The sequence below is a fragment of the Streptomyces sp. NPDC057302 genome, from assembly GCF_042667685.1.
Taxonomy (GTDB): domain Bacteria; phylum Actinomycetota; class Actinomycetes; order Streptomycetales; family Streptomycetaceae; genus Streptomyces.
Window position 1 is genome coordinate 42,631 of the sequence record NZ_JBHUZJ010000051.1, and the last position, 23,376, is coordinate 66,006.

The 23,376-nt window shown below is 71.6% G+C and carries 20 protein-coding genes; 8 read left to right on the forward strand and 12 right to left on the reverse strand.

Annotated elements, in window-relative coordinates; all coding sequences use genetic code 11:
* Positions 1 to 3 precede the first annotated feature (3 nt).
* Positions 4 to 1,137, forward strand: a complete 1,134-nt coding sequence (locus ACFUPX_RS29370; protein ID WP_383329141.1) for a PP2C family protein-serine/threonine phosphatase — start codon at positions 4 to 6, stop codon at positions 1,135 to 1,137.
* A 33-nt stretch (positions 1,138 to 1,170) separates the two neighbouring features.
* Here ACFUPX_RS29370 and ACFUPX_RS29375 read toward each other — a convergent pair whose 3' ends face one another.
* Entirely contained in the window at positions 1,171 to 1,860 is a 690-nt protein-coding gene (locus ACFUPX_RS29375) for a TetR family transcriptional regulator (protein ID WP_383329144.1), read from the reverse strand.
* A gap of 144 nt (positions 1,861 to 2,004) precedes the next feature.
* Here ACFUPX_RS29375 and ACFUPX_RS29380 point away from each other — a divergent pair, with 144 nt between their 5' ends.
* Both ACFUPX_RS29380 and ACFUPX_RS29385 read left to right on the forward strand, forming a co-directional pair.
* Positions 2,005 to 2,790 (forward strand): SDR family NAD(P)-dependent oxidoreductase, encoded by a 786-nt coding sequence (locus ACFUPX_RS29380; RefSeq protein ID WP_383329147.1) that lies wholly within the window; start codon positions 2,005 to 2,007, stop codon positions 2,788 to 2,790.
* A gap of 61 nt (positions 2,791 to 2,851) precedes the next feature.
* Complete coding sequence (locus tag ACFUPX_RS29385) at positions 2,852 to 3,661, forward strand: peptidoglycan recognition protein (protein WP_383329150.1); 810 nt, start codon at positions 2,852 to 2,854, stop codon at positions 3,659 to 3,661.
* Between the two features lie 111 nt (positions 3,662 to 3,772).
* Here the strand turns inward: ACFUPX_RS29385 and ACFUPX_RS29390 are convergent, their stop codons facing one another.
* The gene (locus tag ACFUPX_RS29390) at positions 3,773 to 4,297 is read right to left on the reverse strand and encodes a DUF4240 domain-containing protein (RefSeq protein ID WP_383329196.1); all 525 of its coding nucleotides are present in this window, start codon (positions 4,295 to 4,297) and stop codon (positions 3,773 to 3,775) included.
* Between the two features lie 166 nt (positions 4,298 to 4,463).
* Between ACFUPX_RS29390 and ACFUPX_RS29395 the strand changes: the two genes are divergently transcribed.
* Entirely contained in the window at positions 4,464 to 5,420 is a 957-nt protein-coding gene (locus tag ACFUPX_RS29395; protein WP_383329153.1) for an SDR family oxidoreductase, read from the forward strand.
* 48 nt (positions 5,421 to 5,468) lie between these two features.
* The gene (locus ACFUPX_RS29400; RefSeq protein ID WP_383329156.1) at positions 5,469 to 6,440 is read left to right on the forward strand and encodes a helix-turn-helix transcriptional regulator; all 972 of its coding nucleotides are present in this window, start codon (positions 5,469 to 5,471) and stop codon (positions 6,438 to 6,440) included.
* A gap of 118 nt (positions 6,441 to 6,558) precedes the next feature.
* On the opposite strand, the gene aceE is transcribed toward ACFUPX_RS29400, so the two are convergent.
* The 6 genes from aceE to ACFUPX_RS29430 form a co-directional block, all read right to left on the reverse strand.
* Entirely contained in the window at positions 6,559 to 9,255 is a 2,697-nt protein-coding gene (gene aceE / locus ACFUPX_RS29405; RefSeq protein WP_383329159.1) for a pyruvate dehydrogenase (acetyl-transferring), homodimeric type, read from the reverse strand.
* 336 nt (positions 9,256 to 9,591) lie between these two features.
* Positions 9,592 to 10,215, reverse strand: a complete 624-nt coding sequence (locus ACFUPX_RS29410) for a GntR family transcriptional regulator (protein WP_383329162.1) — start codon at positions 10,213 to 10,215, stop codon at positions 9,592 to 9,594.
* 135 nt (positions 10,216 to 10,350) lie between these two features.
* The gene (gene sucB / locus ACFUPX_RS29415; RefSeq protein WP_383329165.1) at positions 10,351 to 12,144 is read right to left on the reverse strand and encodes a 2-oxoglutarate dehydrogenase, E2 component, dihydrolipoamide succinyltransferase; all 1,794 of its coding nucleotides are present in this window, start codon (positions 12,142 to 12,144) and stop codon (positions 10,351 to 10,353) included.
* A 62-nt stretch (positions 12,145 to 12,206) separates the two neighbouring features.
* Entirely contained in the window at positions 12,207 to 13,595 is a 1,389-nt protein-coding gene (lpdA, locus tag ACFUPX_RS29420) for a dihydrolipoyl dehydrogenase (RefSeq protein ID WP_383329168.1), read from the reverse strand.
* 303 nt (positions 13,596 to 13,898) lie between these two features.
* On the reverse strand, positions 13,899 to 15,431 hold the full coding sequence (locus ACFUPX_RS29425; RefSeq protein WP_383329170.1) for a leucyl aminopeptidase: 1,533 nt from the start codon (positions 15,429 to 15,431) through the stop codon (positions 13,899 to 13,901).
* 193 nt (positions 15,432 to 15,624) lie between these two features.
* Entirely contained in the window at positions 15,625 to 16,407 is a 783-nt protein-coding gene (locus ACFUPX_RS29430; RefSeq protein WP_383329173.1) for an adenosylcobinamide-GDP ribazoletransferase, read from the reverse strand.
* A gap of 67 nt (positions 16,408 to 16,474) precedes the next feature.
* Between ACFUPX_RS29430 and ACFUPX_RS29435 the strand changes: the two genes are divergently transcribed.
* Positions 16,475 to 17,239, forward strand: coding sequence for a hypothetical protein (locus ACFUPX_RS29435; RefSeq protein ID WP_383329176.1), 765 nt, complete (start codon positions 16,475 to 16,477; stop codon positions 17,237 to 17,239).
* Here the strand turns inward: ACFUPX_RS29435 and ACFUPX_RS29440 are convergent.
* The 3 genes from ACFUPX_RS29440 to cobT are packed head-to-tail and all read right to left on the reverse strand — an operon-like array spanning position 17,179 to position 20,825.
* Complete coding sequence (locus tag ACFUPX_RS29440) at positions 17,179 to 17,892, reverse strand: hypothetical protein (RefSeq protein ID WP_383329178.1); 714 nt, start codon at positions 17,890 to 17,892, stop codon at positions 17,179 to 17,181. The genes ACFUPX_RS29435 and ACFUPX_RS29440 overlap by 61 nt on opposite strands.
* Complete coding sequence (locus ACFUPX_RS29445; RefSeq protein ID WP_383329181.1) at positions 17,889 to 19,637, reverse strand: phosphatidylglycerol lysyltransferase domain-containing protein; 1,749 nt, start codon at positions 19,635 to 19,637, stop codon at positions 17,889 to 17,891. Before ACFUPX_RS29445 ends, ACFUPX_RS29440 begins: the two co-directional genes overlap by 4 nt.
* 57 nt (positions 19,638 to 19,694) lie before the next feature.
* The gene (cobT, locus tag ACFUPX_RS29450) at positions 19,695 to 20,825 is read right to left on the reverse strand and encodes a nicotinate-nucleotide--dimethylbenzimidazole phosphoribosyltransferase (RefSeq protein WP_383329185.1); all 1,131 of its coding nucleotides are present in this window, start codon (positions 20,823 to 20,825) and stop codon (positions 19,695 to 19,697) included.
* Between the two features lie 227 nt (positions 20,826 to 21,052).
* Here cobT and ACFUPX_RS29455 point away from each other — a divergent pair, with 227 nt between their 5' ends.
* Positions 21,053 to 21,790, forward strand: coding sequence for a class I SAM-dependent methyltransferase (locus ACFUPX_RS29455; RefSeq protein ID WP_383329188.1), 738 nt, complete (start codon positions 21,053 to 21,055; stop codon positions 21,788 to 21,790).
* Positions 21,791 to 21,826: 36 nt separating this feature from the next.
* On the opposite strand, the gene ACFUPX_RS29460 is transcribed toward ACFUPX_RS29455, so the two are convergent.
* A complete protein-coding gene (locus tag ACFUPX_RS29460; protein ID WP_383329191.1) occupies positions 21,827 to 23,026 on the reverse strand; it encodes a bifunctional adenosylcobinamide kinase/adenosylcobinamide-phosphate guanylyltransferase in 1,200 nt (399 codons plus the stop codon).
* 90 nt (positions 23,027 to 23,116) lie between these two features.
* On the opposite strand from ACFUPX_RS29460, the gene ACFUPX_RS29465 reads away from it, so the two are divergent.
* The gene (locus tag ACFUPX_RS29465) at positions 23,117 to 23,338 is read left to right on the forward strand and encodes a hypothetical protein (protein WP_383329194.1); all 222 of its coding nucleotides are present in this window, start codon (positions 23,117 to 23,119) and stop codon (positions 23,336 to 23,338) included.
* Positions 23,339 to 23,376 lie beyond the last annotated feature (38 nt).

Here is a 23,376-nt window from a genome sequence, read left to right on the forward strand (position 1 = left end):
CCGATGTTCAGGGTCGCTGCTGCCAGTCGGCGGGACCGGGATGAGCCCGGCTGGCTGCGCGGTGCGCCGCGGCCCCGTTGGGTGCGCTGGCCCCCGCCCGTCCTCCTGGCCGTGATGTGCGTCATCCAGCTGGCCACCCCGGAGACGATCGACCTCAGCTTCCTGCTCGCCGCCGTGCCACCGCTGGCCGCGCTGTCGTACGGCGCTGCCGCCACGGCCCTCCTGGGCGGCATCGTGGTGCTGCTGCTCGCCCTGCCGGACGTCGGGCTCGGCCGTCCGGGTAACGGCGATCTCCTGACGGTCGCCTTCGTGGCGCTCCTGAGCATCCTGTTCGCCTGGGTACGCAGTCGGCGCGACGCCCAGCTCGTCACCGTCCGCACCGTCGCCGAGGCGGCCCAGTTCGCCGTCCTTCCGCCCCTTCCGGCGCGCGTGGGCCCGGTGCGCTGCGCGGGCCTCTACCGCGCCGCGCAGGGCGGGACCCTGGTCGGCGGCGATCTCTTCGACGTACGAAAGGGCCCCTCCGGTGTACGGGCGCTGGTCGGCGACGTGCAGGGGCACGGCCTCGCGGCCGTCGGGACCGTCGCCGCGCTGCTCGGTGCCTTCCGGGAGGCGGTGCTCGACCAGCCCGACCTGGAGGGGGTGGCCGCCCGCCTCGACCGGCGCCTGGTGGTCGACTCCGAGGAGGCCGAGCACGCCGAACTCTTCGCCACCGCCGTGCTCCTGGAATTCCGGGGCGACGCATCCGAGCTGCGGATCGTCTCCTGCGGTCATCCGCCACCGCTGCTGCTGCGCGGCGGAGCCGTCGAGGAGCTCGACGTGGCGCCGGGCGCCCCGCTCGGCCTGGGGATCGCGGGTATCGCGCCGCCCGAAGAGGTGACCGTGGGCCTGAAGCCCGGCGACCGGCTGCTCGTGGTGACGGACGGGGTGACCGAGGCGCGGGACGCGTCCGGTGCCTTCTACCCGCTGGTCGAGCGTCTTTCGGTGCTCGCCGCCGACGTACTGGACGACCCGGCGGCGCTGACGTCCGCGGTGTGGAGGGACCTGGTGCGGTTCTCCGGCGGGGTCGGGGACGACGTGGCGCTGCTGGCGCTCTCGCTGGACGTGGGGCCCGAGCTGCGGGTGGATCCGGTGCTATAGCGGGCGCTCGGCGGGGAGGGGAGGGGCTGAGCGTCAGCCGGCACCGTCCCGGGCGTGCAGGAGCCGTAGCCCGGCCGTCAGTTCGCGCAGACAGCGCACCGCGAGGACGGCGGGGGAGCCAGGGCCCTCGGTGGGGGCGTCCGTGGCCGCCCAGGTCTCCAGGGCCAGACGGATGGCGTCCGTGGCGGCAGCGGCCGCCAGACGCACGTCCAGCTCGTCGGCGTCCGCCCCGGCCAGGCGGGCGAGCACGGGCACGAGCTGCTCCTCGGACTCCTGGTTGACGCGGTACCAGACCGCGCGCAGCGCCGGATCGTCCTGAGCGGCGCGCAGCAGGCCGCGGGTCCACTCCAGGGACTCGGCCGCGCGGTCGTCCGCCGCGGTCAGCGCGTCCGCGACGGACTGCTCCAGGGCCGTCGGCACTCCGGCGGACGGGTCGAGGTCCGCCAGGTGGGCCCGCCACTCGGCGGCGCCTCCGGCGAGGAGCGGCGCGACCGCGTCCTGCTTGTTGCGGAAGTACCGGTAGAAGGTGCGCAGCGCCACTCCTGCCCGCCCCGCGATCTCCTCGGCCGTGGTGCCGTCCGGGCCGCGCTCGGCGAAGAGTTCGGCGGCGGCGCGGGCGATGTCGAGCTGGGTGGCCGCTTTGCGGCGCTCGGTCAGCGACGGCGGCGGCGACTGCGGCGGTGACTGCGGTGACTGCGGTGACTGCGACGAGTGGGTGCTCACCGTCGCAGCCTACGCGCGGTTCTCACCCTGATACATGAATTGTCGCCGTGGCAAAACGTGCCAGAGAGGCATACATTGAAATCAGATCGGGAAGGCCGGATCCATGGGCGGATCCGGGAGCCCGGAGTTGATCGGAGGCATTTCATGAACCGCTACGCAGGCCGTCGTGCACTCATCACCGGCGGTGGCTCGGGCATCGGACAGGCCACCGTCCTCCGGATCCTCGAAGAGGGCGGCAAGGTCGTGGCCGCCGACGTCAGCGAGGCCGGTCTGAAGGACACCGCCGAGAAGGCGGGCGCTGCGGCCGGCCGCCTCACCACCCTCGCGGTCGACATCGCGGACGAGGCCTCGGTCCGCGAGGGCGTCGCCGCCGCCGTCACCGCCCTCGGCGGCCTGGAAGTCCTGGTGAACGCGGCGGGCGTGCTCCGCTCCTCGCACACGCACGAGACCAGCCTGGATTCCTTCAACCGCGTCATCCAGGTCAACCTGGTGGGCACGTTCCTGGTGATCCGCGAGGCGATCCCCGCGCTGCTCGAAGGAGACGACGCCGCCGTCATCAACTTCAGCTCCACCTCCGCGGCGTTCGCCCACCCGTACATGGCGGCGTACGCGGCGAGCAAGGGCGGCATCCAGTCCATGACGCACGCGCTGGCCGCCGAGTACGGCAAGCAGGGCATCCGCTTCAACTCCGTCCAGCCCGGCTCCATATCCAGCGGCATGACCGACGGCAGCGGCGCCAGCAAGCAGAGCGTCGGCCCCGGCCTGCCCGAGGACGCCGACATGAGCCTCTTCCTGAAGCTGGCCCCTGCCATCGGCCAGGGCTTCGCGGGACCGGAGTCCGTGGCCTCGGTGGTCGCCCTGCTCGGCTCGCAGGACGGCAAGTTCATCACCGGCACCGAGGTCCGGGTCGACGGCGGCACCCACTTCTGACGTTCAGTCGAATGGCGGAGCGTGGATCGCGGGGGGTGCGGGCGGGTCGGAGAGTCGGACCATGCGTGTCTTCCGTGGGGTCTCCGCGGCGCGCGTGCCGACCGCGGTGCGTGTGGCGCTGTGCTGCGTGCTCGGTGTCGCGGCCGTAGGGCTCCTGCTGATGGGCGCGCTGCGCGCGGGGGACGGCGAGGGGGCCTCGCAGGAGCAGGGGCGGGCGGCCGACGGGCGGCGGGCCGTGAAGCATTCCGCCGCGCAGCCTCGCATCGTGCCGCGCTCCAAGTGGCTCGAAGGTGCGGTGCGCAAGCCGCCGATCCGGTATGCCGACCGGGTCCGGGCGGTGTTCGTGCACCACACGGACTCGCCGAACGGCTACGACTGCGCCGACGCCCCGCGCATCATCCGCTATCTCTACACGGGTCAGACCGAGGGCAAGCACTGGGACGACATCGGCTACAACTTCCTCGTCGACCGGTGCGGGACCGTCTACGAAGGGCGGGCGGGCGGTATCGAACGGGCCGTGGTCGGGGCGCACACGCAGGGCTTCAACCAGGGGTCGGTGGGGATCGCGGCGATCGGGACGTTCACGGCCGGGGTCCCCGTTCCCCGGGCGATGACCGATGCCGTGGCGGCGCTGGCCGCGTGGAAGCTCGGGCTCTCGGACGTGGACCCGCGCTCCACGGTGCGGCTGGTCTCCTCGCACAGCCTCAGCAAGTACCCGGCGGGGACGAGCGGACGCTTCAGCGCGGTGTCCGGGCACAACGACGGGTACTACACGCACTGCCCGGGGGCGGCCCTGACGGCCGCGCTCCCCGCGATCAGGGAGAAGGCCGCACGGCTGCAGCACCGGCAGAGAGCCGGTGGGGGACGGTAGAGGGGGTGATCGTGGGGGTGATCGTGGGTGTGACGGCCGTGCACCGGTCAGCCGTGCCTTGGCTCAGCCATGCCTTGGTTCAGCCGTGCCTCGGTTCAGCCGTGCCTCGGTTCAGTCGACTTCGCCGAAGCGTTCCCAGAGCTTGGGGTAGCGCCGGGCCATCGCCGCCTCGTCCTCGAAGTCGGGCGATGTCCCCTCCGGTTCCTGAGGGGCGGGAGCGATGCCGAGGTCGGGGGTGACGACGCCGGTGAGCTGCTCGTAGGCCTCGTCCGCCGCGAAGCCGAGCTCCTCGCCGTCGCCGTCGATCTCCTCGTCGAAGTCGTCGAGGAGATCCGCGAGCGAGTCGGGGTCGTGCAGGGCTCCCTCGAAGACCTCACGGCCCTGACCGATCAGCCAGCAGCGGAAGTAGTCGAAGGCATCGTCGCTCGCACCGCCGAGGAGGACCCAGGCAGCTCCCCACAGATCCCAGCGGTACGCACGGTTGTAGCGGGCCTCGAAGTGACGGGCGAAGTCGAGCACCATGTCCGGTTCGAGCTCGAGCAGCTTCTCGGTGAGCAGGTCGGCGTGGTCCTCGGGGTCGCCCTCGGCGGCCACGCGGGTGCGGTCCACGATCTCCCAGAACTCCGTCTCGTCCATCACGGGACAAGCATCGGTCCTGGGGGGTGGGTACGCACGCGGAGTGCGGCGGATGCGGCTGTCTCGTTATGCGTGCACATGCCCATGGAAAACCCGACAGCAGGTGTCGGTATTGAGTGGCAGCCTCCAGAACATGGAGCACAAGGAGAGCACGGAGGGAAATGACATGGACAGCACCCCGGCGATCGCCCAGTCACTGACCGGGAAGATCGCCCTCGTCGCCGGTGCCACCCGAGGCGCGGGCCGGGCCATGGCCGTGGAGCTCGGCCGCGCCGGAGCCACCGTCTACGCGACGGGGCGCACGACCCGCGCGCACACCAGCGAGGTCGGCCGCACCACGGAGACCATCGAGGAGACCGCGGAGCTGGTCACCGCCGCGGGCCGGGAGGCGGGCGGAGCGGGCACCGGAATCGCCGTACCGACCGATCATCTGGAGCCCGATCAGGTGGAGGCCCTCGTCGAGCGGATCGACCGGGAGCAGGGCCGTCTGGACATCCTGGTCAACGACATCTGGGGCGGCGACGTCCACGTCGAGTGGGACAAGAAGATGTGGGAGCACGACCTCGACAAGGGGCTGCGCCTGATGCGCCTGGGCATCGAGACCCACATCGTCACCAGCCGGTACGCGCTCCCGCTGCTCATCAAGAACCCCGGCAGCCTGGTCGTCGAGGTCACCGACGGGACCGAGGAGTACAACGGCCCCAACTACCGCAAGCCCTTCTACTACGACCTCGCGAAGTCGGCCCCGCTGCGGATGGCATGGGGTCTCGCCGAGGAGCTCAAGGAGTACGGCTGCACGGCGCTCTGTCTGTCCCCCGGCTGGCTGCGCTCCGAGTTCATGCTCGACACGGCCTTCAGCGTGACCGAGGAGAACTGGCAGGACGGCTGCGAGCAGAACCCGCACTTCGCCATCTCCGAGACCCCCACCTTCGTCGGCCGGGCCCTGGTCGCGCTTGCCTCCGACCCCGAAGTGGCCCGCTGGAACGGGAAGTCGCTCTCCAGCGGCGGTCTCGCCAAGGAGTACGGCTTCACGGACGTCGACGGTACGGCGCCGGACGCCTGGCGGTACATCGCGGAGGTCGAGCAGAAGGGCAAGCCCGCGGACGTCACGGGTTACCGCTAGTCACCCCGAGTCGCGCAGGTGCCCCCCGGCGGGCGGCATCATGGGGGGATGCGCGCTGCCCGCCTGATCAAGATGGTGCTTCTGCTCCAGGCCCGCCCCTCCATGACCGCAGCCGAGCTCGCGGGCGAGCTCGAAGTGTCCGAGCGGACCATCACGCGGGACGCCCAGGCCCTTTCGGAGGCGGGCGTCCCGGTGTACGCCGACCGCGGGCGGACCGGCGGCTACCGCCTCATCGGCGGCTACCGCACCCGTCTCACCGGCCTCGGCCGCAGCGAGGCGGAGGCGCTGTTCCTGTCCGGAGTGCCGGGCGCGCTGCGGGAGATGGGCCTGGAGGACGCCTCCTCCGCGGCCCGTCTCAAGGTGTCCGCGGCCCTGATGCCCTCCTTGCGCGACGCCTCGCAGAACGCCTCGCAGCGGTTCCACCTGGACGCCCCCGGCTGGTTCCAGGAGACACCGGCGCCCGAACTGCTGCCCCCGCTGGCGGACGCGGTGTGGGACGACCGCCGCGTCATCGCCCGCTACCGCCGCCAGGACACCGAGGTGGAAAGGGAGTTGGAGCCCTACGGCCTCGTGCTCAAGGCGGGTGTCTGGTATCTGTGCGCCCGGGTTCCCGACACGGCTTCGTTCCGGGTGTACCGCATCGACCGCTTCACCGCGATCGCCGCGGGCGAGGACCGCTTCGTACGCGACGAGGAGTTCGACCTGCCGGGCTTCTGGGAGGAACGGGCCGCGCAGTTCGCGCGGGCGATCCTGCGCTCCGAGGTCGTGCTGCGCCTCTCGGAGGCAGGCGTACGACAGCTCCCGTACGCCACCGACTCCGCGTCGACGCGCGAGGCGATGGAGAGCGCGAGCCCCCCGGACGACGAGGGCCGGGTGACGCTCACCCTCGCCGTGGAGAACGAAATGGTCGCGTACACCCAGCTCATGTCACTGGGCCCGGAGGCGGAGGTCCTGGCGCCGGCGACGCTCAGGGAGCGATTCGCACAGGCGGCACACAGAATGGCTGACCGCTACCAGTAATGGGTGGGCGGGCGGGAAAGCATCCGCCGCGAAGCGGGGCGGAACAAGAAGCGCACCCGCACACGGGAACGGGCCCCTGCCAGAACGGCAGAGACCCGTACCCACATCAGGCCGAAGGCTACAGACCGTACTTGGCCCGAGCCTCCTTCACCGCGGAAGCGGGCACCTCACCGCGGCGGGCGAGCTGCGCGAGCGCGGCCACGACGATGGACTCGGCGTCGATGCCGAAGTGGCGCCGCGCCGCGTCACGCGTGTCCGAGATACCGAACCCGTCCGCGCCGAGCGACGAGTAGTCCTGCTCGACCCACTGCGCGATCTGGTCGGGAACCTGCCGCATGTAGTCGGAGACGGCAAGGACGGGACCCTGCGCACCCTCAAGAGCCGAACGTACGTAGGGAGTGCGCTCCTCGCCGCGCAAGATCGCCTCGTCCGCCTCCAGGGCGTCGCGGCGCAGCTCGGTCCAGGAGGTCGCGGACCACACGTCGGCGGCCACCCCCCACTCCTCGGCGAGCATCTTCTGCGCGGAGAGGGTCCAGTGGATGGCCGTACCCGAACCGATCAGCTGGATGCGCGAGGCGTTCGCGGCGGGGGAGTGACCCGCCGTCTCGGCGGTGTTGAAGCGGTAGAGACCGCGCACGATGCCCTCGTCCACACCCGCGGGCTTCGCGGGCTGCGGCATCGGCTCGTTGTAGACGGTGAGGTAGTAGAAGACGTTCTGGTCCTCACCGGGGGCCGCCTCGCCGTACATCCGGCGCAGACCGTCCTTGACGATCGCCGCGACCTCGTAGGCGAACGCGGGGTCGTACGACATGGCGGCGGGGTTCGTCGCGGCGATCACCGGAGAGTGGCCGTCCGCGTGCTGCAGGCCCTCACCCGTCAGCGTCGTACGACCGGCGGTGGCGCCGACGAGGAAGCCACGGCCGAGCTGGTCGCCGAGCTGCCACATCTGGTCGGCCGTGCGCTGCCAGCCGAACATCGAGTAGAAGATGTAGAACGGGATCATGGCCTCGCCGTGCGTCGCGTACGACGACGACGCGGCGATGAAGTCCGCCATCGAACCGGCCTCGGTGATCCCCTCGTTGAGGATCTGGCCGTCCTTGGCCTCGCGGTAGTACATCAGCTGGTCGCGGTCGACCGGCTCGTACGTCTGGCCCTTGGGCGAGTAGATGCCGAGCGAGGGGAAGAGCGACTCCATGCCGAACGTGCGCGCCTCGTCGGGGACGATCGGCACCCAGCGCTTGCCGGTCTCCTTGTCGCGGATCAGGTCCTTGACCAGGCGTACGAAGGCCATCGTCGTCGCCATCGACTGCGAGCCCGAGCCCTTGTCGAACGCGGCGAACGACTTGTCGGCCGGGGCGGGCAGCGGCGCGAGCGGCTGCGTGCGACGGGCCGGGGCCGGACCGCCGAGGGCGGCGCGGCGCTCCTGGAGGTAGCGGACCTCGGGGGAGTCGGCGCCCGGGTGGCCGTAGGGCACCTGGCCGTCGACGAAGTCGCTGTCGGAGATCGGCAGCTCGAGGAGGTCGCGCATGTCCTTGAACTCGTCCACCGTGAGCTTCTTCATCTGGTGGTTGGCGTTCTTGGACTCGAAGCCCTTGCCCAGCGTGAAGCCCTTGACCGTCTGCGCCAGGATCACGGTCGGCGCGCCCTTGTGGGTGAGCGCCGCACGGTAGGCCGCGTAGACCTTGCGGGCCTCGTGGCCGCCGCGCGAGAGGTGGAAACACTCGCTGATCTTGTCGTCGCTCAGCAGCTTGCCCAGCTCGACGAGCGCGGGCTCGGCGCCGAAGAAGTGCTCGCGGATGTAGGCGGCGTCACGCGTGGCGTACGTCTGGAACTGCGCGTCCGGCACCTCACGGAGGCGGCGGACGAGCGCGCCCGTGGTGTCGAGCTGGAACAGCTCGTCCCAGGCGTTGCCCCACAGGACCTTGATGACGTTCCAGCCGGCGCCGCGGAACTGGGCCTCCAGCTCCTGCACCACGCGGAAGTTGGCGCGGACCGGGCCGTCGAGGCGCTGCAGGTTGCAGTTGATGACGTACGTGAGGTTGTCGAGACCCTCACGCGCGGCGAGCGCGAGGGCTGCCGTCGACTCGGGCTCGTCCATCTCGCCGTCACCGAGGAACGCCCACACGTGCGAGGGGGAGACGTCCTTGATGCCGCGGTTGGTCAGGTAGCGGTTGAAGCGCGCCTGGTAGATCGCCGACAGCGGGCCGAGGCCCATGGAGACGGTCGGGAACTCCCAGAGCCAGGGCAGGCGGCGCGGGTGCGGGTAGGACGGCAGACCGTTGCCACCCGCCTCCTGGCGGAAGTTGTCGAGCTGCGCCTCGTTCAGACGGCCGTCGAGGAAGGCGCGGGCGTAGATGCCGGGGGAGGCGTGTCCCTGGATGTAGAGCTGGTCGCCGGAGCCGTCCCCCTCCTTGCCCTTGAAGAAGTGGTTGAAGCCGGTCTCGTACAGCCAGGCGGCGGAGGCGAAGGTGGCGATGTGGCCACCGACGCCGTGCTTGCTGCCCCGGGTCACCATCGCGGCCGCGTTCCAGCGGTTCCACGCGGCGATCCGCTGCTCCAGCGCCTCGTCGCCCTCGACGGCCGGCTCGGCGGAGGTGGGGATGGTGTTGACGTAATCGGTCTCAAGGAGCTTGGGCAGCGCCAGGCCCGCGCCCTCGGCGCGCTCCAGCGTGCGTCGCATCAGATACGCGGCACGGTGCGGCCCGGCCGCCTGGGTAACGGCGTCCAGAGAGGCCTGCCATTCGGCGGTCTCCTCGGGGTCGCGGTCCGGGAGCTGGTCGAGCTCGCTCGGCTGGATTGCGGAGGGGTCGGTCATGTCGCCGCCTTCCTGAGTCGGAGGGGGTCCCCTGTTCGGTAAGGGGTGGGGGTGCCCGAAGTCTTTGGCAGGACAGGGCGTGAGGCTCTGGTACGGATTCGTTTGTGCGGCTCCGCCACAACCCCGTCGAAGACTGTAACTCCGTGATCGATGATCGATCAAAGGGTTGAAGGCGAAAACTCCTTCATATTCAGAAAGTAGGCATCCGGTGCCATTGATGCGGGCACGCGGTGCCTTCAAATCGAAGGATCGAGCAAGGATCGAGCAAGCATCAGCGCAGGTGAGAGCACGTATGAGCGGCTCGCCCACGGATGAGCGCGACCCGGCGGGCGCACGTCAGGGACGCGGCGCGCAGCCCAGCACATGGGCCTTCACCAGCTCCGCGATCGCGGGATCCCGGCTCCGGAAGGCGGACACGAGCGCCTCGTGCTCCTCCGCGTACGACTGCTGCACCGTCCCGAGCCACCGGATCGAGAGGGCGGTGAAGACCTCGATGCCCAGGCCCTCCCAGGTGTGCAGCAGAACGGAGTTGTTCGCGGCCCGCACCAGCTCCCGGTGGAAACCGACCGTGTGCCGCACCTGCGAGGTGCCGTCGGCGGCGCGGTCCGCCTCGTACAGGGCGGCGACATGGGGCTCCAGGGCCGAGCAGTCCTCGGCCAGGCTCCCGGCCGCGAGCTCGGCGGCGATGGCCTCAAGGCCCGCGCGGACGGGGTAGCTCTCCTCCAGGTCCGCCGCGGTCAAGTTCCGTACACGCACGCCCTTGTTGGGAGCGGACTCGATGAGCCGCAGCGTCTCCAGCTCCCGCAGGGCTTCCCGTACGGGTGTCTGCGAGACCTCCAGCTCCACGGCGATCCGCCGCTCCACGATCCGCTCGCCCGGCTGCCAGCGCCCGCTGACGATCCCCTCCACGATGTGCTCGCGGATCTGTTCGCGCAGCGAGTGAACGACGGGCGCGGTCATGTGGGCTCCTCCGGCGGGGGCAGCGCCCCAGGGCGTGGTGACCCCTAGACAATACGGCGACGCCCCCGCTCGGAAACCTCCGAACGGGGGCGTACGTGCTGATGAGACGAGTCTTACAGCCCTGGGGCCGCAGGACTACAGGCCGAGCTCGACCTCGAACTCGCCGGCCTCAAGGATCGCCTTGACCGTGGTCAGGTAGCGGGCGGCGTCCGCGCCGTCCACCAGACGGTGGTCGTAGGAGAGCGAGAGGTACGTCATGTCACGGATCGCGATGGTCTCACCGAGGTCCGGGTGGTTGATGACGACCGGGCGCTTGACCGTGGCACCGATGCCGAGGATGGCGGCCTGGTTCGGCGGCACGATGACCGTGTCGAACAGGGCACCGCGCGAGCCGGTGTTGGAGACCGTGAAGGTGGCGCCGGACATGTCGTCCGGGGTGAGGCCACCGCCACGGGCCTTGCCGGCCAGCTCGGCGGTCTTCTTGGAGATACCGGCGATGTTCAGGTCGCCCGCACCCTTGATGACCGGCGTCATCAGACCCTTCTCGGCGTCAACGGCGATGCCGATGTTCTCCGAGTCGAAGTACGTGATGGTGCCTTCGTCGTCGTTGATCCGGGCGTTGACGACCGGGTGGGCCTTCAGCGCCTGGGCGGCGGCCTTGACGAAGAACGGCATCGGGGAGAGCTTGACGCCCTCGCGAGCCGCGAACGAGTCCTTCGCCTTGGCGCGCAGCTTCATCAGCTTCGTGATGTCGACCTCGACGACCGAGGTCAGCTGGGCCTGCGAGTGCAGCGCCTTCATCATGTTGTCGCCGATGACCTTGCGCATGCGGGTCATCTTGACCGTCTGGCCGCGCAGCGGGGACGCCTCGATGGACGGGGCCTTCGAAGCGGCAGGGCCCCCGGCAGAACCAGCGGCGGCCGGAGCCGGAGCGGTCTCCTTGGCCTCGGCGGCCGCGATGACGTCCTGCTTGCGGATGCGGCCACCGACGCCGGTGCCCTTGACGTCCGACAGGCTCACGCCGTGCTCGTTGGCCAGCTTGCGGACCAGCGGCGTGACGTACGCGCCGTCGTCCGACGGGGAGGCCGGGGCAGCCGGTGCGGCAGGCGCCGACGGAGCCGGAGCGGCGGGCTGCGCCGGGGCGGGCGCGGCCGGCGCGGCCGGAGCCGCGGGCTGGGCCGGAGCCGGAGCGGCAGCGGCGGGCGCGGCCGGGGCAGCGGGCTCGGGAGCCGGAGCCGCAGGGGCGGCCGGAGCGGGCTTCTCGGCGGCCGGAGCGGCCGGGGCAGCCGGAGCGGCAGCGGCCGGAGCGGCACCGGGAGCGCCGACGACGGCGAGCTTGGCGCCCACCTCGGCGGTCTCGTCCTCGCCCACGACGATCTCGAGCAGCACGCCCGCGACCGGGGAGGGGATTTCGGTGTCGACCTTGTCCGTGGAGACCTCGAGCAGGGGCTCGTCCTCCGCGACCTCCTCGCCGACCTCCTTCAGCCAACGGGTGACGGTGCCCTCGGTGACCGACTCGCCCAGTGCGGGCAGCGTGACGTCGGTACCGGAGGCGCCACCGGCCGGGGCTGCCGGGGCGGCAGGCTCCTCGGCGGCGGGAGCCGGAGCCGCGGGGGCCTCGGCGGCGGGGGCCGGAGCCTCCTCCTGCGCGGGCTCGGCGGCCGGAGCGGACTCGGCCGCGGGTGCGCCGCTGCCGTCGTCGATGACGGCCAGCTCGGCGCCGACCTCGACGGTCTCGTCCTCGGCGACCTTGATGGAGGCCAGGATGCCGGCGGCAGGGGAGGGGATCTCGGTGTCGACCTTGTCGGTCGAGACCTCGAGCAACGGCTCGTCGGCCTCGACGCGCTCGCCCTCGGCCTTCAGCCAACGGGTGACAGTGCCCTCGGTGACGCTCTCGCCGAGCGCCGGAAGGGATACGGAAACCGCCATGGTTTCAGTTGCTCCTTACGAAAATTGCGGAAGTCTGGTCGTCGCGCCCGATAACTGAAGGGTCAGTCGTGGGAGTGGAGAGGCTTGCCCGCGAGGGCCAGGTGAGCCTCGCCCATCGCCTCGTTCTGCGTCGGGTGGGCGTGGATGAGCTGGGCGACCTCGGCGGGCAGCGCTTCCCAGTTGTAGATCAGCTGGGCTTCGCCGACCTGCTCGCCCATGCGGTCGCCGACCATGTGGACGCCGACCACGGCACCGTCCTTGACCTGGACGAGCTTGATCTCGCCCGCGGTCTTGAGGATCTTGCTCTTGCCGTTGCCCGCCAGGCTGTACTTGAGGGCGACGACCTTGTCCGCGCCGTAGATCTCCTTGGCCTTGGCCTCGGTGATGCCCACGGAGGCGACCTCGGGGTGGCAGTACGTCACCTTCGGCACGCCGTCGTAGTCGATCGGGACGGTCTTGAGACCGGCCAGGCGCTCCGCCACCAGGATGCCCTCGGCGAAGCCGACGTGCGCGAGCTGGAGGGTCGGCACCAGGTCGCCCACAGCCGAGATGGTCGGGACGTTGGTCTGCATGTACTCGTCGGCCAGGACGTAGCCGCGGTCCATCGCGACGCCCTGCTCCTCGTAGCCGAGGCCCTGGGAGACCGGGCCGCGGCCGATGGCGACGAGCAGCACCTCGGCGTCGAAGGTCTTGCCGTCGGCGAGGGTCACGCGGACGCCGTCCTGCGTGTACTCGGCCTTCTCGAAGAAGGTGCCGAGGTTGAACTTGATGCCGCGCTTGCGGAACGCGCGCTCAAGAAGCTTCGAGGAGTTCTCGTCCTCGACCGGCACGAGGTGCTTGAGGCCCTCGACGACGGTCACCTCGGACCCGAAGGACTTCCACGCCGAGGCGAACTCGACGCCGATGACGCCGCCGCCCAGGATGATCGCGGACTTCGGCACGCGGTCCAGGGTGAGCGCGTGGTCCGAGGAGATGATGCGGTTGCCGTCGATCTCCAGGCCCGGCAGCGACTTCGGCACGGAGCCGGTCGCCAGGAGCACGTGGCGGCCCTGGACGCGCTGGCCGTTCACGTCCACGGAGGTCGGGGACGAAAGCTTGCCCTCGCCCTCGATGTACGTCACCTTGCGCGAGGCGATGAGTCCCTGCAGGCCCTTGTAGAGGCCGGAGATCACGTCGTCCTTGTACTTGTGGACGGCCGCCATGTCGATGCCCTCGAAGGTGGCCTTCACGCCGAACTGATCGGCTTCGCGAGCCTGGTCGGCGATCTCGCCGGCGTGCAGCAGCGCCTTCGTCGGGATGCAGCCGTTGTGCAGGCAGGTGCCGCCGACCTTGCCCTTCTCGATCAGGGCGACGTCCAGGCCCAGCTGCGACGCGCGCAGTGCCGCGGCGTAACCGCCGCTACCGCCGCCGAGGATCACTAGGTCGAAAACGGTGCTGGCGTCGTTCGCCACGTCACGTCCTCCATGCATGTGCGCCGTACGCCGGACCCCTTTTCTCGGGGGACGACCGGTCGGTCGGCTGGTATCGGCCGCTCTTGTTTCGGCCCTGTGGTGGGGGCCCTGTCCTGCCGAGAACCCATCTTCGCACTTGTCGGCGGAAGGCGGGACGGCGGGCCGGGCTGTGAGACGTCTGATTCGCCACGTCCAGGCCTTGCTCAGGCGTATGAACGTACGGATTTCGTCGAGGGCGAAATCGGACGGACGCAGACGGGGCCCGGACATCTGGACGTCCGGGCCCCGGCCTGCGTACGAAGATCAGCCGAGGTCGCCCGCGGCGGTGCGCTCCGCCAGGCGGACCAGGGTGCGGACCGCGGTGCCGGTGCCGCCCTTGGGCGTGTAGCCGAACGGGCCGCCCTCGTTGAAGGCCGGACCCGCGATGTCCAGGTGCGCCCAGGTGATGCCCTCGCCGACGAACTCCTTCAGGAAGAGACCGGCCACCAGGCCGCCGCCCATGCGCTCGCCCATGTTGGCGATGTCGGCGGTGGGGGAGTCCATGCCCTTCAGGAGGTGCTCGGGCAGCGGCATCGGCCAGGAGGGCTCGCCCGCCTCCTCGGAGGCGTCGTGGATCGCGGCGCGGAACGCGTCGTCGTTGGCCATGATGCCGAAGGTGCGGCTGCCGAGCGCCACCATCATGGCGCCGGTCAGCGTCGCCACGTCGACGATCGCGTCGGGATTGTCCTCGGAGGCCTTGGCGATCGCGTCGGCCAGGACCAGACGGCCCTCGGCGTCGGTGTTGAGCACCTCGACGGTCTTGCCGCTGTACATGCGCAGGACGTCGCCGGGGCGGGTCGCCGAGCCCGACGGCATGTTCTCGGCGAGCGCCAGCCAGCCGGTGACGTTCACTTCGAGGCCCAGGCGCGCGGCGGAGACGACGGCGGCGAAGACGGCCGCGGCACCGGCCATGTCGCACTTCATCGTCTCGTTGTGACCGGCGGGCTTCAGCGAGATGCCGCCCGAGTCGTACGTGATGCCCTTGCCGACGAAGGCGAGGTGCTTCTTCGCCTTGGACGACGTGTACGAGAGCTTGACCAGGCGCGGCGGGGCGTCCGAGCCGACGCCGACGCCGAGGATGCCGCCGAAGCCGCCCTTGGTGAGCGCCTTCTCGTCCAGGACCTGCACCTTGATGCCGTGCTCCTTGGCGGCCGCGGCGGCGACCGCGGCGAAGGCCTCGGGGTTCAGGTCGTTCGGCGGGGTGTTGATGAGGTCGCGGGCGCGGTTGAGCTCCTCGGCCACGGCGATGGCGCGCTCGACGGCGGCCTTGTACGCCTTGTCGCGGGGCTTGCCGCCCAGCAGGGCGATCTCGGCGAGCGGACCCTTGGCGTCCTTGCCGTTCTTGCCCTTGGAGGAACCATTTTCCTTGTACGCGTCGAACGAGTACGCGCCGAGCAGCGCGCCCTCGGCGATCGCGCCGGTGTCGCCGGCGTCCTCGGCGGGCAGCGCGAACGCGGCCTTCTTGGAGCCGGACAGGGCACGTGCGGCGCTGCCGGCGGCGCGGCGCAGGGCGTCGGTGCCGTACGTCTCGTCCTTCTCCGGCACCGTGCCGAGGCCGACCGCGAGGACGACCGGCGTCTTGAAGCCGGAAGGCGCGGGCAGCTTGGTCACCTCGCCCTCGCCGCCTGTGGCGCCGAGGGTCTCGAGGACGGCCGCGAGCTTGCCGTCAAAGGCCTTGTCCACGGCTTCGGCGCCCGGCGCGACGACCGGACCCTTGGCGCCCTTCGCGACGCCGACGACGAGCGCGTCGGCACGGAGGCCGGACGCGGCGGCAGTGCTGAGAGTCAGAGCAGTCACGGTGGTGAATTCTCGCTTCCGTAGAGTTCCTTGGCCGATGGGGTGGGTCGACCCGCCCGGCGCCAGCCTAGAACGGGCCGGAAAGGCACCGAACATGAGCCTACGCGCGTCGCGCCCATTCGATCGTGTCGGAAGAGATTCATCCGTACGTGGCGCCGCATTTATGTTTCAAAGGCGCGTACGGCGACGTGGCTCAGCCGAGGGCCAGGACGACCAGGGCGGCCGTGGCGGCGGTCTCGGCGAGCGCCCCGAAGACGTCCCCGGTGATGCCTCCGAAACGGCGGACGCAGTGCCGCAGGAGCAGCTCGGCGGCGCCCACCGCGAGCACCACGGCCGCCGCGTACCGCACGGCCTCGTACGCCCCGAAAGGCACGGCGGCGAGCGCGGCCACAACGGTGACGAGCGCCGCCGTGAGCAGCGCGGCCCGCTGGGAAACCGTCCCGGCCACCGCGGCCCCGAGACCTTCCGGGCGGGCCGGCGGGACGCCGTTGCGGGCGGCCAGGGTGAGGGCGAGGCGGGCGGCGGCGGCCGAGACGACCGCGGCGAGCGCGCCCCGGGTCCAGGAGGCTTCGTACAGTTGGAAGAGGACGGCCACCTGGGCGAGCAGGGTGAAGAGCAGCGTGATGACGCCGAAGGGGCCGACGTCCGACTGCTTCATGATCCGCAGCGCCTGGTCGGCGGGTTTGGCGCTGCCGAGGCCGTCGGCGGTGTCGGCGAGGCCGTCGAGGTGGAGGCCGCGGGTCAGGGCGGCGGGCGTTGCGGCGGTCGCGGTGGCGGCGAGGAGCGGGCCTGCCCCGAGGGCCATGAGCGCGGTGCCGAGCGCGGCGGCGCAGAGGCCGATGACGAGCCCGGCCAGGGGGGCGCAGAGCATGCCGCCGCGGGCGGCTGCACGGTCCCAGCGGGTGACCTTGACCGGGAGCGCGGTGAGCGTGCCGAAGGCGAAGCGGAGGGCGTCGGCGGGGGAGGTTCGAGGCACCGCGGAAGATTACCCCGCAGGCCCTTCTCGCCCTGCGTGACGCTGGACGGCGTCGCAGGATGGCCCCATGGCCGACTGGTGGTACCGGAACATCGTGGAGCCGGGGAAGCTGCCGCTCCTCCTGGCCCTGCTCTCCTTCGTGGGCTGCTTCCTCGTCACGAGAACCATCACGCGCCTCATCCGGGCCGGCAAGGGCCCCTTTAGGAACATCAGTTCGGGAGACGTCCACATCCACCACGTGGTGCCCGGCATCTTCCTCATGCTCGTGGGCGGCTTCTGGGCGGTCGCGGCGGGCAGGCACAGCCTCGCCTCGATGTTCGCGGCGGTCATCTTCGGCATCGGCGCAGGTCTCGTACTCGACGAGTTCGCGCTGATCCTCTACCTCGACGACGTCTACTGGAGCGAACAGGGCCGCAAGAGCGTCGAGGTGGTGATGCTGACCGCGGCCCTGGTGGTGCTCGTGCTCACCGGCTTCACACCCTTCGGCGTGAACGACCTGACGCCCGAGGAGCGCGGCAACCGCGCGGGCCTCGCCCTGAACATCGCCGTCAACTGCTGCTTCGCCCTGGTCGCCCTGGCCAAGGGCAAGCTGCGGACGGCCCTGATCGGCATGGTGATCCCGCTGGTCGCGATGGTGGGCGCGATCCGCCTCGCCCGCCCGGGATCGGCATGGGCCAGGCGCTTCTACCGCAACCGGCCCCGCGCCCGCGCCCGCGCCGGCCTGCGCGTCTTCCACCACGACCGCCGCTGGACGGGCCCCCGCCGCACGTTTCAGGATCTGATCGGCGGCAAGCCCGACCCGGAACCGACCCGCTCGCGCCCACGCCGCTGAAGCACCGCCGAGCAGGCGCACAGCACGAGGGCCGCCGCGATCGCCGCCAGATGCTCCCTGCCCGCGAGGTTGTCCTTGACCAGCACCTCACCGGCCATCACGGCGATCACGAGCCCCGCCGTGAACCACGCCCGGTAGCGCCAGCACACGTAGACCGCGAGGCCGACCACCGCGGCGGACGGACCGGTGTCGACCACCTGCGCGTCGGAGGCGGGCAGCCCCAGCGGGCTGCCGGGACCCCACTCGATGCCCACGCGCGCGTAGAGCGTGCCCGCGAGGGTGGCCACATAGCCGACGACGAGCGTGCGCCACCAGCCGATACAGATCTCCGCGATGCCGAACACCAGCAGGATCTGCGCGAGCGCGCCCCAGACGGGCAGGTCGAGCGCCGGTACGAAGAGCGAGAGCGGGGTGCGGAGCAGGGCCGGCGGGAGGGGGTCCTCGGCCCGTACGGAGCCGATGTTCTGCACGAACTGGTAGCCCCAGGGCTGGTTCTGGGTGAACTGGAGGAGGGCCGTCAGACAGACGGCGGCCAGCGTCATCGGCGCCGCCCGCCACCGCCGCTCGGCGACGCCCGCGCGCACGGCGGCGTACAGCGGCCCCCATTCGGCACGCGCCGCGCGGGCCGCGCGGCCCGTGGCCGTGGATCTCATCGTCGGGACTCCAGGTGCTTGCGGTGCAGCAACTTCGGCAGGCCCGGGGCTTCCAGGAAGCCCTCCGCGCGGGCCGACGCGATGCCGATGCGCGGCAGGTCGCCGCTCTTCTCGAAGAGAAGGAAGCGCGGCTCCCAGATCGGGCGGTACTTCGCGTTGGCGCGGTAGAGCGATTCGATCTGCCACCACCGCGAGAAGAAGGTGAGCAGCGAGCGCCACAGCCGCAGGACCGGGCCCGCGCCGAGCCGCGAGCCACGTTCGAAGACCGACCTGAACATCGCGAAGTTCAGCGACACCTGAGTGATCTTGATCTCGGCGGCGCGCTGGAGGAGTTCGATGACCATGAACTCCATCAGGCCGTTCTCGGAGTCGCGGTCACGCCGCATCAGGTCGAGGGAGAGCCCGTGCGGCCCCCACGGCACGAAGGAGAGCACCGCTCTCAACTCGCCGTCCCCGTCGCTGCACTCGAGCATCACGCACCGCCCGTCCTCCGGGTCGCCGAGCCGCCCGAGCGCCATGGAGAAGCCGCGCTCGGTGGCCCCGTCGCGCCAGTCGTCGGCCCGCTTGAGCAGGTACGCCATCTCGTCGGCCGGGATGTCCTCGTGGCGGCGGATCCGCACCTGGTAGCCGGCCCGCTCGACCCGGTTGTACGCCTGGCGGACCGTCCGCATGGCCCGGCCCTGAAGCGTGAACTCGGCGGTCTCGACGATGGCTTCGTCGCCCAGCTCAAGGGCGTCGAGGCCGTGCCGGGCGTAGATCGTGCCCGCCTCCTCGCTCGCGCCCATCACGGCGGGGAGCCAGCCGTGCTCGCGGGCGTCGGCGAGCCAGGGCTCGATGGCGCCGGGCCAGGCCTCCGGGTCCCCGATCGGGTCGCCGGAGGCCAGCGACACGCCGCCGATGACCCGGTAGGCGACCGCCGCCTTGCCGCTCGGCGACCACACGACGCTCTTCTCGCGGCGCAGCGCGAAGTAGCCGAGCGAGTCGCGCTCGCCGTACTTGTCGAGCAGTTCGTGCAGCTTGTGCTCGTCGTCCTCGGTGAGCGGGTCGACCGCCTTGCGCGAGCGGAACGCGGCGTACAGGACGGCGAGGAGGAGAAGCGTGCTGAGCACGTTGATGGTGACGTTGACCCAGCCGGGCGTGGTGATGCCCTCGAAGCGTGTGTCGTCGGCGGCCAGCGAGACCAGGCGCATCGTGCCGTAGCGCCAGCGGTCGAGGAAGGTCGAACGGAAGTCGTCGTGCGCGCGGTTGGTCACGGTGACCAGGAACGCGGCGATCAGCGAGGTCACCAGGAGCCCGCCGACGGCGACGGCGGCGGCGAGCTTGGGATTGGAGCGGTCGCCCTTGGCGTAGAACTCCCGCCGCCCCACGATCAGCGAGGCGACGAACGCGGCGGTCAGGACGAGGGAGATCCAGTTCTGCGCGTACCGGCGGATCTCCGGGAAGACCATCGCGAACGCGAAGAGGAGCAGAAAGAGCCCACTGAGTACGAGGTTGAGAATCCAGGCGGCGCGTTTGCGGCGGCGCATCGTGATCGCCAGGAACATCGTGAACGCGCCGGAGGCGAAGCCCGCGGTGAGCAGATACGGCGTGAAGTAGTTCTCGGTGTTGTGCCGCCGCAGATCCTGCCCCAGGGAGACCCAGACCGCGCTCAGAAAGTTGATGAAGGTGACGGCGCGGAGGTACCAGACACTGAAGGCCGCGGCGAGACGCTGACGGCGCCCGGCAGCAGATTGCTCATCTCCCATGAAAAGGGATCATATGGGGCGTGCCGGGTCACCCTCGGCTGTGACCAGCCGCGCCGCCTACTCCGCTTCGGGCTTGTCCTCGGGGTTGTCCTCGGGCTTGTCCTCGGGGGCGGCCTCGGGGTCGGCTTCGGCCTCCGGCTCCGGCGTGCGCTCCGGCAGCTCGGCGGAGAGCGCCGCCGCCGCCCGCACCAACGGCAGCGCGAGCAGCGCCCCCAGGCCCTCGCCCACCTGCACGCCCTGTTCGAGGACGGGGTCGAGCGCCATCCGGTCCAGGGCCTTGGCCTGCGCGGGCTCCCCGCTGTTGTGTCCCGCGAGCCACCAGTCCGGCGCCCGGAAGGCCACCCGCTGGGCCACGAGCGCCGCCGCCGACGCCACGACCCCGTCCAGGATCACCGGCGTACGCCGCACCGCACACTGCAACAGGAACCCGGTCATGGCGGCGATGTCCGCGCCGCCCACCGTCGCGAGCAGTTCGAGCTGGTCCCCGAGTACGGGCCGGGCCCGCCGCAGCGAGTCCCGGACCGCCGCGCACTTGCGCATCCAGGCCAGGTCGTCGATCGGCGAGCCGCCGCCCCCGGTCACCACGGACGCGTCGGTCCCGCACAGGGCGGCGACCAGCGTCGCCGCGGGCGTCGTGCCGCCGACGCTCACGTCGCCGAGCACGACCAGGTCGGTCCCTGAGTCCGCCTCCTCGTCGGCGACGGCCATCCCGGCCCGCACCGCCGCCTCGGCCTCTTCGGCCGACAGCGCGTCCTCGATGTCCACGCGCCCGGAGCCGCGCCGCACCCGGTGCCCCGCCACTTCCTTGGGCAGCTCGGCCGGGTCGCAGTCCAGGGCCACGTCGACGACCCGGACGGGCACGTCGAGGCGGCGCGCGAGGACGGCGACGGGGCTCGCCCCCGAGAGCACGGCGCGCACGAGATCGGCCGCACTGCCCGCGGGCCGCGCGGACACGTCGAGCCCGGCGACCCCGTGATCACCCGCGAAGAGGATCACGCGGGGGCGCTCGATCGGCTTGACCGGCACCGAGGACTGGGCCGCGGAGAGCCATTCGCTCAGCTCGTCCAGGCGGCCGAGCGCCCCGGGCGGCACGCTCTGCCGTTCCCTGCGCTCCTCGGCGTCGCGGCGCACCCCGCCGTCGGGCCGCTCGATCAGGTCGGTGAAGTCGTCGAGATTCAGCGAGCTCATTCGCCGAACAGTACCGGCAGGGCCTGACCTCGGTTCGCACGGCCCGGAAGCGGGAGGCGCGGCACCTCCGCGGTGCCGCTGCGCCGATGACGTTGCGTCAGTGTCGCTGCGCCGGTGTCGAAGATCCTTTACGTACCGTTTGGGGCGGGTTGTCGTGTTACTCGCATGAGCACCGCTCGTATCGCTCGCACCGCTCGCACCGCCCGACAGAGGAGCCTGCCACGCCCATGGACGCCGCTCAGGCCGCCGCCGCCCAGGCCGAGAAGATCTTCGCCGTCCCGCACTCCACCCGCCGCCACCGGGCACGGGCCCGAGCGATGGGCCGTTTCATCGAGCCCGAGAGCTGGCTGGACATCGACACCGGGCTCGGGCACTTCCCCGCCGTCGCCCAGCAGGTGCACCCGTACACCGCCTTCGACGGCCTCGACCTCACCGAGCGGGTCGCGGAGGGCCGCAGGGCCGGGCGCGTGGAGGAGGCGCACCAGGGGCTCCTCGCCGACCTGGCGCCCAGGCTCGCGGGACGCTACGACGCGCTGAGCATGTTCCACTACCTGGAGCGCAGCGCCGATCCGCGCATCGAACTCATCGCCGCCCGCACGGTGTTGCGGCCCGGCGGCCATCTGATGATCGAGGTGCCCGTACCGGAGAGCCGGTACGCCAAACTCCTCGGCAAGGGGTGGCTGCGCCCGGAGCCCTACCACCGCATCCCGCTCGACGCCCTGTGCCGCGATCTCGAGAGCCTCGGCTACACGGTCGTGGCCACCGAGCGGCGCGAGCCGCACATTCCGTTCGACCTGACCGCGGGCCTCGCCTTCGCGCTCGGCCGGATCCGGGCCACGGCCCGCGTCGCGGCCCCGCTCCTCGCCGCCGCGGCCCTGGCCGACCGGATCCTCGCCCCGCTGGTCAGCCGCACCCGGTTCGCCAACGCCTGCCGGGTCGTCGCGAGGCGCAACCCCGACGCGTGAGCCCGGCTGGTGAGGCGCGACGCGTGCGGCCCCGGCTCAGCCCCGCAGGGTGAGCGCCTGGCCCGCCACGACCAGCAGCACGTGCTCGCACTGCGAGGCGAACGCCGTGTTCAGACGGCCCAGTTCATCGCGGTAGCGGCGGCCCGACGCGGTCGCCGGGACGATGCCGGAGCCGACCTCGTTCGACACGGCGACGAGCGTGCGCCGGGTCGCGCGCACCGCGTCCGTGAGCTCGGCGACCCGCTTGCGCAGCGCCCGCTCGCCGCCGCCCGCCCATTCGTCGTCGTCCCACGCGTTCACCTCGTCCATGGCGTACGTCAGCCACAGCGACAGGCAGTCGATGAGCAGGGGAGGGCCGTCCTCGGCGAGCAGCGGCACGAGGTCGCAGGTCTCGGCGGTGCTCCACGAACCGGGCCGCCGCTCACGGTGGGCGCTCACCCGGTCGGCCCACTCGGAGTCGCCGTTCCTGGTCCCGCCCGTGGCCACGTACAGCACCTCGGGGAACGCCTCCAGGCGCCGCTCGGCCTCCACCGACTTCCCCGACCGCGCCCCGCCCAGGACGAGCGTGCGCCGGGGCACGTCCGGCACGTCCTCGTAGGCGCCGACCACCAGCGTCGTCCCGTCCGGCACGGCCCGCGCACCGGCGGCCGCCAGCCTGCGGGTCAGCTCGGCGCCCGGCGGCGCCTCATGGCCCAGGTGGACGGCGATGACGTCCGTGGCCGGTCCGACGGCGCCGCTCGCCCGCAGCCGCGCGAGCGCGTCGGGGCGCCCCACGACGTCCGCGAGGACCATGTCGTACGCGGGCTGCTCGTCCAAGAGCCCGGCGGGCGCACCGTCCGGCGGCAGGTACAGCAGCCGCTGCCCGTCGGGACCCACCACCTCGTACCCCGTGCCGGGGTGGTCCATCGCCACCGCGCGCACCCGGTGCCCGGTGAGCAGCGCGAGCTCCCGCCCGTCGGGCACCCGGCCCGGCTGCGGAAGCCCTGCCGGTACCTCCACCGAGGGGCCGTCGTGCGGGTGGGAGAGCAGAACCTGGCGTACGCCGCCGAGCGAGTGCCCGGAGCGGGCGGCCGCGAAGACGGCGCCAGGGGTGAGGTCGAGCAGCAGGACGCCGTCCACCAGGAGTGCGGTGGCGGCGCGCGGGGCGCCGCCGAGCGCGGTCGCGCAGGCCGCGCAGGGGCAGCCGGGGCGGGGCAGGCCTTCGGGGTCACCGGTGCCGAGCAGAGTCAGTTCCACAGGAAGATCCTCCCGCGTCAGCGCGAGCGACGCTCGCCCGGCTAGGCTTCAAGCGGCTTCACAGAGCTGTCGGACCATCGGGAGGCTGGCATGGCGGCATGGACGTGGCGGTTCGAGAAGGCGGACGGGACTGAGGTCCAGCCCGCACTGACGCCCGAGGAGTTCACGACTCAGGGGGACGCGGAGTCGTGGGTCGGCGAGTACTGGAAAGAGCTCGCCGAGGGCGGCGCCGACCAGGTGTCGCTCTTCGAGGACGCGAACAAGATCTATGGGCCGATGAGCCTGCACGCGGAGGACGCGGCGCAGGGCTGAGCGACGGCTGAACGAGAGGGGGGTGGCCGCGACCGCGG

Excerpts from the sequence above, each read along its gene's own strand:
- ACFUPX_RS29410 (WP_383329162.1), bottom strand. The coding sequence starts at position 10,215 with ATGACCGCGCCCGTCGTTCACTCGCTGCGCGAACAGATCCGCGAGCAC.
- ACFUPX_RS29390 (WP_383329196.1), bottom strand. The coding sequence starts at position 4,297 with ATGGACGAGACGGAGTTCTGGGAGATCGTGGACCGCACCCGCGTGGCC.
- aceE (WP_383329159.1), bottom strand. The coding sequence starts at position 9,255 with ATGACCGACCCCTCCGCAATCCAGCCGAGCGAGCTCGACCAGCTCCCG.
- ACFUPX_RS29380 (WP_383329147.1), top strand. The coding sequence starts at position 2,005 with ATGAACCGCTACGCAGGCCGTCGTGCACTCATCACCGGCGGTGGCTCG.
- ACFUPX_RS29455 (WP_383329188.1), top strand. The coding sequence starts at position 21,053 with ATGGACGCCGCTCAGGCCGCCGCCGCCCAGGCCGAGAAGATCTTCGCC.
- ACFUPX_RS29465 (WP_383329194.1), top strand. The coding sequence starts at position 23,117 with ATGGCGGCATGGACGTGGCGGTTCGAGAAGGCGGACGGGACTGAGGTC.
- ACFUPX_RS29370 (WP_383329141.1), top strand. The coding sequence starts at position 4 with ATGTTCAGGGTCGCTGCTGCCAGTCGGCGGGACCGGGATGAGCCCGGC.
- ACFUPX_RS29395 (WP_383329153.1), top strand. The coding sequence starts at position 4,464 with ATGGACAGCACCCCGGCGATCGCCCAGTCACTGACCGGGAAGATCGCC.
- ACFUPX_RS29445 (WP_383329181.1), bottom strand. The coding sequence starts at position 19,637 with ATGGGAGATGAGCAATCTGCTGCCGGGCGCCGTCAGCGTCTCGCCGCG.
- ACFUPX_RS29385 (WP_383329150.1), top strand. The coding sequence starts at position 2,852 with ATGCGTGTCTTCCGTGGGGTCTCCGCGGCGCGCGTGCCGACCGCGGTG.
- ACFUPX_RS29440 (WP_383329178.1), bottom strand. The coding sequence starts at position 17,892 with ATGAGATCCACGGCCACGGGCCGCGCGGCCCGCGCGGCGCGTGCCGAA.
- cobT (WP_383329185.1), bottom strand. The coding sequence starts at position 20,825 with ATGAGCTCGCTGAATCTCGACGACTTCACCGACCTGATCGAGCGGCCC.
- ACFUPX_RS29400 (WP_383329156.1), top strand. The coding sequence starts at position 5,469 with ATGCGCGCTGCCCGCCTGATCAAGATGGTGCTTCTGCTCCAGGCCCGC.
- sucB (WP_383329165.1), bottom strand. The coding sequence starts at position 12,144 with ATGGCGGTTTCCGTATCCCTTCCGGCGCTCGGCGAGAGCGTCACCGAG.
- ACFUPX_RS29435 (WP_383329176.1), top strand. The coding sequence starts at position 16,475 with ATGGCCGACTGGTGGTACCGGAACATCGTGGAGCCGGGGAAGCTGCCG.